This is a genomic window from Proteus sp. MB838 (genome assembly GCF_054767435.1).
The window spans coordinates 42145-57250 of the sequence record NZ_BAABMO010000024.1 but is presented as its reverse complement, the minus strand read 5'-3'; the positions used below and the strand labels follow the sequence as shown (position 1 = coordinate 57250).

Below are 15106 nucleotides of genomic sequence, written 5' to 3'. Positions count from 1 at the left end.
TAATTGAACAATGACAAAATAAAAAGGTATTCCGTTTTTAAACAGGAAACCAAAAAACACAACAGAATAATGACGGAGAATAATGATGAGAGGCTCCAAAAAACAGACAGGGTTGCTAACCGCTACAATCGGCTTACTCGCTTTGGCTATTTCAGCGGGTGTGCAAGCGAAAACATTAGTGTACTGTTCAGAAGGCTCACCGGAAGGATTTAACCCCCAACTATTTACCTCAGGTACGACTTATGACGCAAGCTCAGTACCGCTTTATGATCGCTTAGTTGAGTTTAAACTCGGCACCACTGAAATTACTCCCGGCTTAGCTGAAAGTTGGGAAGTGAGCGATGATGGTAAGGTGTATACTTTCCATTTACGTAAAGGGGTTAGTTGGCATAGCAACAAAGAGTTTAAGCCCACTCGTGAATTTAACGCAGATGATGTGATATATACATTTATGCGTCAAATGGATCCAAATCATCCTTATCATAAAGTCTCTGGTGGAAGTTATGAATATTTCACTGGGATGGATATGAATAATATGATCGAGAAGATCGAAAAAGTGGATGACAATACGGTTCGCTTTGTACTTACCCGTTCAGAAGCGCCTTTCTTGGCTGATATGGCAATGGACTTCGCATCTATTCTTTCTGCCGAGTATGCAGATAATATGATGAAAGCAGGGACTCCTGAGAAAGTGGATCTCAATCCTATTGGTACGGGACCTTTCCAACTGCAACAATATCAAAAAGACTCACGTATTCTTTATAAAGCGAATGATAAATATTGGGGGAAAAAACCTGATATAGATCGTTTAGTTTTCTCTATTACGCCAGATGCTTCAGTTCGTTATGCCAAATTACAAAAGAACGAATGTCAGGCAATGCCTTACCCAAATCCTGCTGATATCGCCAAGATGAAACAAAATAAAGATATCCAGCTACTTGAACAACCCGGATTAAACGTGGGGTATATCTCTTTTAATGTGGAGAAAAAACCGCTCGATAACCAAAAAGTACGCCAAGCATTAAGTATGGCGGTGAATAAAGACGCCATTATTGAAGCTGTCTATCAAGGTGCAGGTCAGAAAGCGAAGAATCTTATTCCACCGACAATGTGGGGTTATAACGATGATATCGTCGATTATGAATATAACCCTGAAAAAGCCAAAGCATTGCTAAAAGAGGCCGGCCTTGCAGATGGCTTTACTATCGATTTATGGGCGATGCCAGTGCAACGGCCATATAACCCTAATGCTCGCCGTATGGCTGAAATGGTACAAGCTGACTGGGAAAAAATTGGTGTGAAAACCAAGATCGTCAGTTATGAGTGGGGTGAATATCTGAAACGTGCTAAATCAGGTGAACACCAAGCTGTGATGATGGGTTGGACGGGAGATAACGGTGATCCTGATAACTTTTTTGCCACACTGTTTAGTTGCGCTGCGAAAGAGCAAGGCTCTAACTACTCGAAATGGTGTTATAAGCCGTTTGAAGATCTGATCCAGCCTGCGCGGATCACGGCAGATCACGATAAGCGTGTTGAGTTATATAAGCAAGCTCAAGTGGTGATGCATGACCAAGCGCCAGCACTGATTATTGCTCACTCCACGGTATATGAACCAATCAGTAAAAAAGTAGAGAACTATGTGGTCGACCCATTAGGTAAACACCACTTTAATAATGTCTCTCTAAAATAGTCGTGATATTAACGAGCTGAGTTATCTTTACCACGGTACTTCTCTGAGCGTTTAGAGAAGTACCGCTATCCAATAATAATCAATACATTCAGTACACTGTGAGCGCAGGGGCTTTCCCCTGATTTATCAGCGCTATCTTTTAGCTGATGTGTAAAAAGAGAATTAGGATATGCTGCAATTTATCCTTCAGCGTTTGGGGCTCGTGATCCCAACGTTTATCGGAATTACGTTATTAACCTTTATTTTTGTCCATCTTATTCCGGGTGATCCGGTCATGATTATGGCGGGAGAGCGTGGATTATCACCAGAGCGTCACGCTTATTTAATGGCGGAATTAGGACTAGATAAACCACTATGGCAACAATATTTAAATTACCTTAACGGCATTATGCACGGTGATTTAGGTATTTCACTAAAAAGTCGTATTCCTGTCTGGGATGAATTTTTGCCACGATTTAAAGCAACCTTAGAGCTAGGTATTTGTGCCATGATTTTTGCTGTTTCAGTGGGCATTCCCGTTGGGGTGCTTGCGGCAGTAAAACGAGGTTCTATTTTTGATCATACGGCAATCAGTGTGTCACTTGCAGGATATTCTATGCCTATCTTCTGGTGGGGGATCATGCTGATTATGCTCGTTTCAGTGAAGCTTGATCTAACACCTGTATCAGGCCGGTTGGCGGATAGTGTCTTTCTAGATGATAGCTATCCACTAACGGGATTTATGTTGATTGATACGCTCTTTTGGGGGGAAGAAGGTGATTTTCTTGATGCGCTACACCATATTATTTTACCGGCCATTGTGCTTGGGACTATTCCATTAGCGGTTATTGTGCGCATGACGCGTTCGGCAATGTTGGAAGTATTGGGAGAAGATTATATTCGCACTGCCAGAGCAAAAGGATTAAGTCGTGCACGAGTGATTTTGATCCATGCATTACGTAACGCAATGTTACCTGTTGTGACGGTGATTGGTTTACAAGTTGGTACGATGCTAGCCGGAGCGATACTGACAGAAACTATTTTTTCATGGCCGGGGTTAGGTCGCTGGTTAATTGATGCTCTACAACGTCGAGACTACCCTGTTGTTCAAGGGGGAGTATTGCTCATTGCCACTATGATCATTTTCGTGAATCTATTAGTGGATGTGCTATATGGCATTGTTAACCCACGTATCCGTCATAAGAAATAAGGAGTGCATCATGGCTGAAAATAACGTAACACCGGTCATTAGTGCACCGGTGCCAATGACCCCCTTTCAAGAGTTTTGGCACTATTTCAAACAAAATAAAGGGGCGGTTGTTGGCTTAATTTATATTGTCATTATGCTGTTGATAGCTGCCCTTGCAGGCGTTTTAGCGCCTCATGCACCTAATGAGCAGTTTCGTGAATTTCTTCTAACGCCCCCTGTATGGCAAGAAGGAGGAAGCTGGAGTTTTATTTTAGGTACTGATGATGTTGGGCGGGATATTCTCTCTCGCTTAATGTATGGTGCGCGCCTTTCATTACTCGTTGGTTGCATTGTCGTTATACTTTCGCTGATTTTAGGCATTATTTTAGGTTTAATGGCTGGCTATTTTGGTGGCATCGTTGATATCGCCATTATGCGCGTAGTTGATATTATGCTGGCATTACCCAGTCTTTTATTAGCATTAGTGTTAGTGGCTATTTTTGGGCCTTCGATTATTAATGCTTCAATCGCTTTAACCTTTGTTGCCCTACCTCATTATGTTCGACTGACGCGTGCGGCAGTGTTAACAGAAATTAACCGTGATTATGTTGTGGCGTCTCGTGTTGCGGGAGCAGGCTCTATACGCCAAATGTTTATCAATATCTTGCCTAACTGCCTTGCTCCTTTAATTGTGCAAGCCTCTTTAGGTTTTTCTAATGCCATCTTAGATATGGCTGCCTTAGGTTTTTTGGGAATGGGCGCACAGCCACCGACACCAGAATGGGGAACCATGTTATCTGATGTACTGCAATTTACCCAAAGTGCATGGTGGGTAGTGACTTTTCCGGGGTTAGCTATTTTGTTGACGGTTTTAGCCTTTAACTTAATGGGTGACGGTCTACGAGATGCACTCGATCCAAAATTAAAGCAGTAACGGAGTAAGAGCATGGCGTTATTAAATATAAATCAATTATCAGTTCACTTTGGTGATGAAGATACTCCGTTTAAAGCGGTAGACCGGATCAGTTATCAAGTAGAAGAAGGTCAAGTAGTGGGCATTGTTGGCGAGTCAGGCTCAGGGAAATCAGTCAGTTCATTAGCGATTATGGGGCTTATTGATTTTCCCGGTCGAGTATCAGCACAAGCCTTGCAATTTGATGGACGTGATCTGATGCAAATTTCTGAATCTGAACGTCGTGATTTGGTTGGTGCTGAGGTTGCCATGATATTTCAAGATCCGATGACAAGCCTTAACCCTTGTTTTACGGTCGGTTATCAAATTATGGAGGCCCTCAAAGTTCATCAAGGAGGAAGTCATCGTACGCGTAAACAGCGGGCGATTGATCTATTAACGCTGGTGGGTATTCCTGATCCCGCATCACGTTTAAATGTTTATCCTCATCAACTGTCGGGTGGAATGAGCCAACGGGTGATGATTGCGATGGCAATTGCTTGCCAACCTAAATTATTGATTGCTGATGAGCCAACTACTGCTCTTGATGTCACCATTCAAGCGCAAATTATCGAGCTATTACTTGAATTACAAAAACAAGAAAATATGGCGTTAGTGTTAATTACTCATGATTTGGCATTAGTCGCAGAAGCTGCAGATACCATTATTGTGATGTATGCAGGGCAAGTTGTTGAATCAGGCCTCGCAACAGAAATTTTCAAAGCGCCTCGCCATCCTTATACGCAAGCTTTATTAAAAGCATTACCTGAATTTGCGAGTGATAAAGCTCGGCTTGAGTCATTACCGGGCGTGGTTCCGGGACGTTATGATAGACCTATGGGGTGCTTACTTAATCCTCGTTGCCCCTATGCACAGGATACTTGTTTTCAGATAGAGCCCGAATTGAAAGAGATAGGTAAACATCGAGTGAAATGTCATACACCATTGGATGATACAGGGAGACCAACATATGGCTAATGTTAATCCGAATACTGCAGTGCCTTTATTAAAAGCGGTTAATCTTGCCAAATATTACAGCGTTAAAGGTGGACTTTTTACGAAGGAAAAAACCGTTAAGGCACTAGATGGCGTCTCTTTTGAGCTCGAGCGAGGAAAAACGTTAGCCGTGGTTGGAGAGTCTGGCTGTGGTAAGTCTACTTTAGGTCGATTATTAACGATGATTGAAGTACCAACCTCAGGAGAGCTTTCATATCAAGGGCAAAATTTATTAGTTAAAGATAAATCAGCGGAAAAATTACGGCGCCAAAAGATCCAAATTGTCTTTCAAAATCCTTATGGATCATTAAATCCACGTAAGAAAGTGGGGCAAATATTAGAAGAGCCTCTATTAATTAATACCACGTTAAGTGCACAAGATCGTAAAGAAAAAGTACTTTCTATGATGGCGAAAGTAGGTTTAAAGGCTGAGCACTATAGTCGTTACCCGCATATGTTTTCAGGAGGACAACGCCAACGTATTGCTATCGCCCGTGGTTTAATGCTTGAACCTGATATTGTGGTTGCTGATGAGCCTGTATCTGCCCTAGACGTTTCTGTGCGAGCTCAGGTGCTTAATTTAATGATGGATCTCCAGCAAGAGATGGGACTTTCTTATGTTTTTATTTCCCATGATCTTTCCGTTGTTGAACATATTGCAGATGAAGTGGTGGTGATGTATTTAGGGCGCTGTGTTGAAAAGGGCACTAAAACACAGATATTTGAAAACCCACAACATCCTTACACCCAAGCGTTATTATCGGCAACTCCAAGATTAACACCGACATTAAGGCGAGAGAGAATTAAATTAACGGGTGAATTACCTAGTCCGTTAAATCCACCACCAGGATGTGCTTTTGCTGCTCGTTGTCGGCGCGCATTTGGAATGTGTACACAATTACAACCGACTTTAAAAGAGTATCATGGGCAGTTGATTGCTTGTTTTGCCGTAGAGCAAGATCACGGCGAGTTTTAATCAATAGATTGATAAATTTGGTTTATAAAATAAGAACAATGATATTATGTGTTGTTCTTATTTTTATATGACTAGCGTTTCTTATTATTTAGTCTCCCTTTAAATTTACTAAATAAAAGGGACGTTATGTTTTATAAAAAATTGCCATCATTAAATCTTCTAGTTATCTCTATTTCATTTGCTTTTATACATAATAGTGCAGTAGCCAATAACGTTATTGTAGATGCAGGAAAATCTGCAAACACAACAGTGAGCAAGAATGGAGATGGTTCAGAAACTATTTCTATCAACAAAGCAAACGATATGAATTTATCAGTTAACTATTTTGAACAATTTAATGTTGGAAAAGAAGGCGTTAATATTGATAATAGCGAGGCAAAAGCAAAAGTTATTCTTAACGAAGTGACTTCAAAAAAAACGAGTTCATTAGAGGGTAAAATCTCTGTTTTAGGACAAGATGCAGAATTGATTATCGCCAATCCAAATGGAATTGATTGCTACGGATGTCAATTTTCAGGTTCAGATAAGGTGATGTTAATTTCAGGGAAGTTAGATAGTATTACAGGCAAAAAAATTTACTTATCAGATGGTTATGTTAATCTAAAGAATGTTAATAATTTCAATGAAAAACAAACAATCAATGTTTTTTCTAATCGTATTAATATATTGGGTAAAAATAAAATCCCAGTTTTTAATGTGATCAATGGCTATGAAACGGTTAGTTTTGTTGATTATGATTGGAAAGGTGACCAAGGAAAAGAGCTATCTAAAGATAACCAAGAAGGTCTCTCTATTTTAGAAAATAGTTCATTAAAAACAGATCTTTTCTCTCTACAAGGTGGCATTTTTAATCTTGATGGGGATCTAATCACTAAAAAAATCAATATCATTCGTAATAAAGAAATTAATGCTAATGAAAAATCAGTATTCGGAATTATTAATAAAAAAAATGAATTTAGAGCATATAATGAAGTAGATCTAATGTTCATGTTAGCATCTATGAAGTTATATTTTCTTGAAATAGATGCAAAAAAATCAGCTGAAATAGCATTAGAATTAGAGGCATTAGAAGAAAAAATAATGGAGTTAGAGCCTCATAATATACATAAAAATAGACTAAAGAAAATAAGAGAACTAGCTACTGAAGCTAGGAGAGTTGCTGATCAACAGCAAGCAGAATATAACAAGATCCAGAGTGCTGTTCTTAAAATCGATGAAGCTAAACAAGCAGAAAAAAGAAAGTTGGAGGCTGAGGGTAAAGAAATAGGATCAGCACTTCAATATATAGAAAGTGACAATATTAACTTTAAAGGTAAACTAGCTATTATAAATAGCGAAGTTTTATTTAATGGGAGAAATATTAATGTTGATATTGATAAAACAATTTCTTATGTCAGAAATTCTGGTGTCTCATTTAATGCCCATCAAGATAATAATTACTCGGGTAGATTTGCGCTGAGAAATAGCAGTATCAGATTTTTAGGTTATCGAAATATCCCGATAGGAGATGGTAACGACGATAATAGCTTAGATAAAAATAAGCTTAATGATATTAATTTAAATAAACTATCTATGCTTGGTTTTGGTCAAATTTTTGCACATGGAGATAACATAAATATAACAGATGTTAAATTTAAAGAAACTCTTTCATATGATGGATTAAGCAAAACTTATATAGATTTGATAGCTGATAATGAAATTAATATTAAAGGTCAGTTTAAAACTTCTTTAATTAATGAATATAGCTTATTTAAGTTCGCTAGCAAGATAACGGAGAATGACAAGGTTATTTTCGATATTAACCCACATAAAACTAAATAATTTAAATGATGATATTTAATAATAACAATTAAAAGAGTAATAAAATTATCATCTAAAAAAGATGAATATTATCTGGCTATTTGTGTTTATAGCCAGATAATTCTTTTTATTGATTTTAACCTGAGTAGAGATGCAGGCTTTCGTGTGTTTTTTCTTTATTGATTGTGATACATAATCGAAAAAATACAGTATAATCACCGTTGTTCAAGCATGGTTACTGGAAATAGCACTGATGAAACCTCATCTCAAACGTTCACTAACAATCAAACAGATGGCAGCTGTTGCAGGTGTCACGTTGGTGACTATTGCTATTTTTATTAGTATTCAGCTTGTTTATTTGATTGATCAACGCCGAGAAGATTATCAAAATCAGCTATTTAATGCGGCAGTCAGTATACAACAACCGCTAGCTGATGCGCTATTGCGTTCAGATTTAAATGATGCCAAACAACTGATCATTAGTTTAAAAACGACCGGGATACTGGGTAAAGCGATTGTGACACAACCCGAAAATGTTCAGGTGATGAACTTAGATTTTGCACCGAAAAAATCAGTTTCTCAATTTTCACGTTGGCTGTTTGGCATCCCTGTTGAAGTGACTATCCCTTTACAGCCTTTAGGTATTACCTCCGCTGACGATAAAGCCTATACCAGTCATCTTATTTTACAGGCAGATACTAACCGTTTTTATCGTTTTGCGAGTAATACTGTCGCACTGATGTTGACGACTTATTTATTAATGGGTCTTATCCTCACTATTGCAATTAGCTGGTGTATTAATCGTATTATGGTAAAACCGTTGCGCCACATTGCTGTGACTCTTAATAAAAGTAATCAGGTTTCGATGTTGTCGTGTTCAGAATCTCATCGTGATGATGAGATTGGTTTGCTGATTAAAGGATATAATCAACAAAAATCTGATCAAAAAGAGTCAGATATCTGAACCTTCTTACACCACTATGACTCTAATCACGTGAGTGATTTTATTTTAGCGTTCTGTGGTGATAAAGATGACAACGCAACATACAGACATTTTACATCTAACATGTCTTCCGGCATTTATTGTTAAACCTCATAAGTGGTTTAATACCAAGGATTAATAAAACAGAGGTTCACATGCAGGGTGCAATGACACGAATTTTATTGGGAAGCGTTATGTTCAGCGCTGCTATTTGTCAGGTTCAAGCTGAAGCACTGCAGCCTGATCCTGCTTGGCAAGAAGGGCGACTCGCAAATGGTTTCCAATGGCAAATTTTACAAACACCACAACGCCCAAATGATAGGATCCAAATTCGCTTATTAGTGAATACGGGCTCTTTATCAGAAAAGCGCAGTGAAACAGGGTTTTCATCTCTGGTGTCAAAACTGAATGTGTTAGAAAACACCGGATTAACACCAGAAAAACGCGATAATCTTTGGAAAAATGCATTCGATCCTGATTATCCATTGCCACCGATGATCGTCTCTTATGACTTTACGGTTTATAACTTAAGCTTGCCTAATAACCAGCCTGAATTATTAAAAGATGCCTTTGCATTATTGGCGGGCATAGCAAAACCGGCACAATATACAGAAGATGCGGTTCGAAATGCGATTCAATCACCGCTTCCGGTGGTGACTTTTCCCGCTAATATTGATGATCCTATCTGGCGTTCACGTCTAGAAGGCTCAAATCTAAAAGGCCATAATCCAGGTAAACCGGTTAATCATTCGGTAAATACAAAAGAGTTATCAGATTATCAACAGCGTTGGTATACCCCAGATATGATGACGTTATATATTGCCGGTAATGTTGATAATCGTATCTTAACCGAAAGTATTAATCAGGCATTTTCTTCTCTTGAAGGAAAACGCGTGACACCTGTGCCTGTGCCTGTTCTTGCCGATATGAAACCAGAAACATTGTATGTGCAAGAACCCATGCGAAAAAATGACCAAATCTCTCTTATTTGGGATCTAGATTGGTCACCAGTGAAAGATTCTGACACACTGAGCCGTTATTGGTTAAGTGATTTAGCGCGTGAAGTGATTTTTGTGCACTTAGGTCGTAGTCTCGAACAGCGTAAAGAAAAAGAAAGTACGCAAGTGAATATCGATTGTCGAGTGCAATATCAACGAGCCAGTTGCTCGTTAAATGTTGATACAGCAACGGCAAATATTCCTGCACTTGCCACTTGGGTGGGGGAAGAGCTTGGCGAATTACGTAATCAAGGTGTCAGTGATGAATTGTATCAAGATTTACTTCAAGAAAAGCAAATTCAACTCACTCAATTGTTTGCGCGTTATGCCAAAACAAGTACTTCTATCTTAATTAATCAGCGTTTATTGTCTCAGCAAAGCAATATTATTGATATTCCACCAGAGCAATATCAGCGTTTACGCCAAGCATTTTTAGCGGGTTTAACGAAAGAGATGTTAAATCAAGAGTTATCGAGAATTCTATCTGAGGATATCACTTTTGTATTAACGCAAAGTAGCGAGACGCCAACGGTAAACTTGGGTGAATTGCGTGTGCAATTTGAAAAGCAAGTTCACCCAGAAACAGCGAATAGCTCAAACACGGCTAAAACATCGTTAACTACTGGTGAAAAAGCTTCGGTGCAGGCAGATGCACAACAGACAAAATAGATAAGTAGTACGGCATTAACTTAATAAATAAAAGCTGGAAATAGCCTAACGCTATTTTCAGCTTTTTTATCGTTATATGTTAAACCGCTAGCTTATTTTTTTGCACTGGCACGTAAATCGGTTACTGTTTTACCACCTATCCCCCAGTTATCTGTATCAACTTCATCGATAACGACGACAGTTGTCGCAGGATTTTTGCCTAACACATCCACTAAAAGCTGTGTTGCCCCAGTAATTAATTGTTCTTTTTGTTCTGCTGTTGCACCTTCGCGGGTAATTTTAATATTAACGTATGGCATTTATTTTTCCTTATTACGTTTTACATTATTGATAGGTGGTTAATGCAGGGAATTAACCCTATCTCGTGAGGTTACAATTTTAGGTGATAGATTGCGTTTCACTCTTGTGTTTTTCTTTGCGCATATTAGGTCCATCTGTTGCAATCCAAGCGGCACAAAAGAGTGTTAGTCGTGCAAAAAAGTAGAAGAAAGCCATTAAACCAATCACAGAGCCAAAAGCTGCACCAGAAGGTGAACTGGCTAATCTAGGTAATAACCATGTCATCACCGACTTTAAGATCTCAAAGCCAATTGCGGCGATAAGCGTTCCTTTTAATAATGAGATACGTTTAGGTTGGTGACGAGGTAAGATCCACAATATCCACAAAAATAACAGATAATTGGCACTAATAGAGATAGTTAAACCAATGGTTGTCCAAGCAGGTGTGAGCCATTCAATACCATCTAAACCTAATGTATGCACAATCAATTTTTGTGCGGAGCCAGCAACGGAGGTTAGTGTAATAGTGATAACAAGTGCAACAAGTAAACCGATAAGGGCTAAAAAATCGCGAAAATAACGAAAGTAAATTTTTTCTTGATCCTCTTTGTTGCGTTCCCATATCGGGCGAGACTGAGCCAAAATGGCTTGGCGTAAGTTCCCGACCCAGTTAACACCAGAATACAAGGCGATGGCTAACCCTGTTAAACCTACGGTTGTACGTTGACGAACCGCAGTATCAATACTTTGTTGAACGGTTGAGGCTAAAGTTGGATCATCAATACTATTGGCAACTCCCGTAATTAATTTGGCCAACAAATCAGGGTTTGAAGCTAAAATAAAACCCGCACAAGCAAAAGAGAGCATTAGTACAGGAATTAATGATAAAAATGAGAAGTAAGTGATAGCCGCACCAAACTGGTTTCCCATTCGGTCAGTAAAACGCTCTGCCGCTCGAATAAGGTGAGCAATAAAGGGAATGTTGGTAACAAAATTAGTGAATTTTATACCAATACCAATGGCTTTTTTTCCACCGTGAAGCCCTTTTTCTAACCCATGCTTAATGGGCTGAGTCAGTTGAGTGTTTTTATTGGATGCCTTTTTCTGTGTCTCTTCTGACATATATCCTCTTTAATTAAATCAGTCCATTCTTAAGAATTGAGTACTATTATGATAATGATTATTGAAAAATAGCATAAGGTTATGCCTATTACATAACTTAATGCTTATTATCATTAGCTATCTATTAGGGTAGCAGAGTTGTCTGCTTTGGCTTAAGTATGATGATATTTTTAACAGTTATGCGCTTTTTATCTAAGCAAACCTATGATTAGCAGGTAGTTCGAATGAATAATAATTCCCATTATATGGCTTAACATAATGGGAATTTACGGGGCATTATTTTTTTGTGAGTAGCTCTAACTCTTCTTCAGCTGCTTTCAACTCAGCTTTTGCTTGCGCAAGTTTATCTTCTCTTTTTGTAATTTTATCGCGCTCTCCCTTAAGTTGCGCTTCTTTTAATTCTAATTCACGCTCTTTCACTTCCAGTTGTTTTTCACGTAATTCTAGGCGGGTATCTTCAACAACCTTTTCTGGAGTGCAATAACGTTCTACTTTATTAAGTGCTCGCTCTAAGCCTTGTACTCGATATTGATTACCATGCATTTTGGCATAGTCGATTTGTCGTTGAATATTCTGTTTTTTGATGTCACAACCATTAACCGCTGTTTCTGCTGATGCATAACTAGCTGTTAAACTAAGAATAATTGCAGTAAAAATATATTTTTTCATTCTATTCCTTTATCTGACTTAAGTTAAATATTGATTTATCATAACCTCTGCCTGCCAAGACTCAATGTTTCTTTTTCTTTCAATAAAGAAGTTCAGCTTTTTCTGATACACTTAGCTTATTCACTCTTTTCAGAGTAAGTTAATTACTTTGCTATGCCCATTTCTAACGGAAGATAAAGAATGCTGAGCTATCGTCATAGTTTCCACGCTGGCAACCACGCCGATGTATTAAAACATATTGTTCAAACCCTGATTATTGAGTCTTTAAAAGAGAAAGAAAAACCGTTTCTTTATTTGGATACTCATGCTGGCGCTGGACGTTATCAGCTCACCAATGCACATGCGACTCGCACGGGAGAATACTTAGAAGGCATTGCACGCTTATGGCAACAAGAAGAGGTGCCTGAACTTATCTTGCCTTATTTGGAGGCGGTCGGTTCGTTAAATACATCTGATGAGTTACGTTATTATCCCGGCTCTCCTTTATTGGCTGCTAAATTACTGCGTGAGCAAGATCTGTTAATGCTAACTGAATTACACCCCACCGATTTCCCTTTATTACGTACGGAATTTTCCCGCGATAAACGTGTGAGAGTGTGTCGGGAAGATGGCTTTGGACAATTAAAATCAAAACTCCCTCCCGCCAGTCGTCGTGGGTTTGCTTTAATTGATCCACCTTATGAACTTAAACAAGATTATAGTGCGGTTGTTAAAGGCATTGTGGAAGGCTATAAACGTTTCGCCACCGGGACCTATGCAATTTGGTATCCTGTTGTGCATCGCCAACAAATTAAACGGATGCTAAAAGAGCTAGAGGCCACCGGTATTCGTAAAATTCTGCAAATTGAGTTGGCAGTGAAACCAGATAGTGATCAACTAGGTATGACAGCATCAGGTATGATTGTTATTAACCCACCTTGGAAATTGGCATCACAAATGGCGTCTATCTTGCCTTGGCTACATAAAACCTTGGTTCCTGAAGGTACTGGACACACATTAGTTGAATGGGTTGTACCAGAATAAGTCATTTATTACTGTTTTACCTATTACTGTAAAAGCGAAAACCTAACCTGCTAAGTAATAAAATTTGTCATAATAGACTTTATTACATGAAAGAATTAGCCTGTTAGGTACCTATTTTTCTACAGATAAATGGATTAGATCAATTATGAGCAAACATTACGATTATATCGCCATCGGTGGCGGTAGTGGTGGCATCGCATCAATCAATAGAGCGGCTATGTATGGCCAAAAATGTGCATTAATTGAAGCGAAAGCGCTAGGTGGCACTTGCGTTAATGTCGGTTGTGTCCCGAAAAAAGTGATGTGGCATGCTGCGCAAATTGCCGAAGCAATTCATCAATACGGTCCTGATTATGGTTTTGATACTACAGTAAACCGTTTTGATTGGGATACATTAATCAGTAGCCGTACTGCTTATATTGATCGTATCCACCAATCTTATGAACGTGTATTAGGTAATAATAAAGTTGATGTTATCCAAGGCTTTGCCCGTTTTGTTGATGCGCATACTATTGAAGTAAACGGTGAAAAAATTACCGCAGATAATATACTTATTGCCACGGGAGGCCGTCCTATTCAGCCAAACATTCCAGGGGCTGAATATGGTATTAACTCTGATGGTTTCTTCGAACTTAGCGCATTACCAAAACGTGTTGCTGTTGTGGGTGCCGGCTATATTGCTGTTGAATTAGCGGGTGTATTAAATGCGTTAGGGAGTGAAACACACTTATTTGTGCGTAAACATGCACCATTACGTAGTTTTGATCCACTAATCGTCGATACGCTGGTGGAAGTAATGGAAGCGGAAGGGCCTAAATTACACACCCATGCAGTTCCTAAAGCTGTGGTTAAAAATGCCGACGGTAGCTTAACGTTACAACTTGAAAATGGCTTAGAGCAGACGGTAGATACTTTAATTTGGGCGATTGGTCGTGAACCTGCTACAGATAATATCAATTTAGCGGCTACGGGTGTTAAGCTAAATGAAAAAGGGTATATTCAGGTTGATAAATTCCAAAATACCAATGTGCCCGGTATTTATGCCGTAGGTGATAACACAGGTGCGGTAGAATTAACCCCTGTTGCGGTAGCCGCTGGACGTCGTTTATCAGAGCGATTATTTAATAATAAACCTAATGAACATTTAGATTATACCAATATTCCAACAGTGGTATTTAGTCACCCAGCTATTGGTACTGTGGGTTTAACGGAACCTCAAGCTATTGAGCAATATGGCGCTGAGCAAGTGAAAGTCTATAAATCTTCTTTTACTGCCATGTATAGTGCAGTGACACGCCATCGTCAGCCTTGTCGGATGAAATTAGTCTGTGTGGGTGCTGAAGAAAAAATTGTCGGTATCCACGGTATTGGTTTTGGCATGGATGAAATGTTGCAAGGTTTTGCAGTGGCATTAAAAATGGGTGCCACGAAGAAAGATTTTGATGATACTGTTGCTATCCACCCAACGGCGGCGGAAGAATTTGTGACAATGCGTTAATTTTTTCACATTTAATTAAAAAGCGAGTACTACTATAGTGGTATTCGCTTTTTATTTTAGCTAATCGTGCTATCGAGTCTATTTATTTTATCTGCATAAATGGTCGCTTTAAATACAACATCAGTCGTTAAATGTTAATAAAATATTTATGCCCTTTCTTATCAATACCTCCATCTAAGACATACTTTTCCTTTTAATTCAAGTTAATACTTATTTCGACTCTTTTGTTCCACTTTATTATCAATAGGTTTTTTTTTATAAGTAACCATAATGTTTCTAAT

The 15106-nt window shown here is 38.7% G+C and carries 13 protein-coding genes; 10 read left to right on the top strand and 3 right to left on the bottom strand.

Annotated elements, in window-relative coordinates:
* Positions 1-85 precede the first annotated feature (85 nt).
* The 8 genes from dppA to ACYUCW_RS11735 all read left to right on the top strand — a co-directional run bounded on the left by dppA (position 86) and on the right by ACYUCW_RS11735 (position 10234).
* Complete coding sequence (gene dppA, locus ACYUCW_RS11770) at positions 86-1693, top strand: dipeptide ABC transporter periplasmic-binding protein DppA (protein ID WP_460408650.1); 1608 nt, start codon at positions 86-88, stop codon at positions 1691-1693.
* A 169-nt stretch (positions 1694-1862) separates the two neighbouring features.
* Positions 1863-2882, top strand: a complete 1020-nt coding sequence (gene dppB, locus ACYUCW_RS11765; protein ID WP_004246841.1) for a dipeptide ABC transporter permease DppB — start codon at positions 1863-1865, stop codon at positions 2880-2882.
* A 10-nt stretch (positions 2883-2892) separates the two neighbouring features.
* Positions 2893-3795 (top strand): dipeptide ABC transporter permease DppC, encoded by a 903-nt coding sequence (dppC, locus tag ACYUCW_RS11760; RefSeq protein WP_004249100.1) that lies wholly within the window; start codon positions 2893-2895, stop codon positions 3793-3795.
* Between the two features lie 12 nt (positions 3796-3807).
* Positions 3808-4791, top strand: coding sequence for a dipeptide ABC transporter ATP-binding protein (gene dppD, locus ACYUCW_RS11755; RefSeq protein WP_004246844.1), 984 nt, complete (start codon positions 3808-3810; stop codon positions 4789-4791).
* Positions 4784-5785 carry a dipeptide ABC transporter ATP-binding subunit DppF gene (gene dppF, locus ACYUCW_RS11750; protein WP_004249101.1) on the top strand — a complete coding sequence of 334 codons (1002 nt, stop codon included), beginning with the start codon at positions 4784-4786 and terminating at the stop codon, positions 5783-5785. The genes dppD and dppF overlap by 8 nt, the downstream gene beginning before the upstream one ends.
* 126 nt (positions 5786-5911) lie before the next feature.
* Positions 5912-7606 carry a two-partner secretion domain-containing protein gene (locus ACYUCW_RS11745; protein WP_163748107.1) on the top strand — a complete coding sequence of 565 codons (1695 nt, stop codon included), beginning with the start codon at positions 5912-5914 and terminating at the stop codon, positions 7604-7606.
* A 232-nt stretch (positions 7607-7838) separates the two neighbouring features.
* On the top strand, positions 7839-8549 hold the full coding sequence (locus ACYUCW_RS11740) for a HAMP domain-containing protein (protein WP_004246847.1): 711 nt from the start codon (positions 7839-7841) through the stop codon (positions 8547-8549).
* Between the two features lie 212 nt (positions 8550-8761).
* Entirely contained in the window at positions 8762-10234 is a 1473-nt protein-coding gene (locus ACYUCW_RS11735) for a M16 family metallopeptidase (RefSeq protein WP_223293380.1), read from the top strand.
* Positions 10235-10326: 92 nt separating this feature from the next.
* Here ACYUCW_RS11735 and ACYUCW_RS11730 read toward each other — a convergent pair whose 3' ends face one another.
* From ACYUCW_RS11730 to ACYUCW_RS11720, 3 genes are all read right to left on the bottom strand, one after another.
* Positions 10327-10533 carry a 2-hydroxymuconate tautomerase family protein gene (locus ACYUCW_RS11730; protein ID WP_004250070.1) on the bottom strand — a complete coding sequence of 69 codons (207 nt, stop codon included), beginning with the start codon at positions 10531-10533 and terminating at the stop codon, positions 10327-10329.
* A gap of 79 nt (positions 10534-10612) precedes the next feature.
* The gene (yhjD, locus tag ACYUCW_RS11725) at positions 10613-11635 is read right to left on the bottom strand and encodes an inner membrane protein YhjD (RefSeq protein WP_004246850.1); all 1023 of its coding nucleotides are present in this window, start codon (positions 11633-11635) and stop codon (positions 10613-10615) included.
* 276 nt (positions 11636-11911) lie between these two features.
* On the bottom strand, positions 11912-12304 hold the full coding sequence (locus ACYUCW_RS11720) for a DUF1090 domain-containing protein (RefSeq protein WP_004246851.1): 393 nt from the start codon (positions 12302-12304) through the stop codon (positions 11912-11914).
* Positions 12305-12484: 180 nt separating this feature from the next.
* On the opposite strand from ACYUCW_RS11720, the gene ACYUCW_RS11715 reads away from it, so the two are divergent.
* Entirely contained in the window at positions 12485-13327 is an 843-nt protein-coding gene (locus ACYUCW_RS11715; protein ID WP_004246852.1) for a 23S rRNA (adenine(2030)-N(6))-methyltransferase RlmJ, read from the top strand.
* Between the two features lie 145 nt (positions 13328-13472).
* Positions 13473-14825: a glutathione-disulfide reductase gene (gene gorA, locus ACYUCW_RS11710; RefSeq protein WP_004246853.1), complete on the top strand. Its 1353-nt coding sequence runs from the start codon at positions 13473-13475 to the stop codon at positions 14823-14825.
* Positions 14826-15106 lie beyond the last annotated feature (281 nt).

Bases quoted from the DNA above. Each gene is read 5' to 3' on its own strand.
- dppA (WP_460408650.1), top strand. From the start codon at position 86: ATGAGAGGCTCCAAAAAACAGACAGGGTTGCTAACCGCTACAATCGGC.
- dppB (WP_004246841.1), top strand. From the start codon at position 1,863: ATGCTGCAATTTATCCTTCAGCGTTTGGGGCTCGTGATCCCAACGTTT.
- dppC (WP_004249100.1), top strand. From the start codon at position 2,893: ATGGCTGAAAATAACGTAACACCGGTCATTAGTGCACCGGTGCCAATG.
- dppD (WP_004246844.1), top strand. From the start codon at position 3,808: ATGGCGTTATTAAATATAAATCAATTATCAGTTCACTTTGGTGATGAA.
- dppF (WP_004249101.1), top strand. From the start codon at position 4,784: ATGGCTAATGTTAATCCGAATACTGCAGTGCCTTTATTAAAAGCGGTT.
- ACYUCW_RS11745 (WP_163748107.1), top strand. From the start codon at position 5,912: ATGTTTTATAAAAAATTGCCATCATTAAATCTTCTAGTTATCTCTATT.
- ACYUCW_RS11740 (WP_004246847.1), top strand. From the start codon at position 7,839: ATGAAACCTCATCTCAAACGTTCACTAACAATCAAACAGATGGCAGCT.
- ACYUCW_RS11735 (WP_223293380.1), top strand. From the start codon at position 8,762: ATGTTCAGCGCTGCTATTTGTCAGGTTCAAGCTGAAGCACTGCAGCCT.
- ACYUCW_RS11730 (WP_004250070.1), bottom strand. From the start codon at position 10,533: ATGCCATACGTTAATATTAAAATTACCCGCGAAGGTGCAACAGCAGAA.
- yhjD (WP_004246850.1), bottom strand. From the start codon at position 11,635: ATGTCAGAAGAGACACAGAAAAAGGCATCCAATAAAAACACTCAACTG.
- ACYUCW_RS11720 (WP_004246851.1), bottom strand. From the start codon at position 12,304: ATGAAAAAATATATTTTTACTGCAATTATTCTTAGTTTAACAGCTAGT.
- ACYUCW_RS11715 (WP_004246852.1), top strand. From the start codon at position 12,485: ATGCTGAGCTATCGTCATAGTTTCCACGCTGGCAACCACGCCGATGTA.
- gorA (WP_004246853.1), top strand. From the start codon at position 13,473: ATGAGCAAACATTACGATTATATCGCCATCGGTGGCGGTAGTGGTGGC.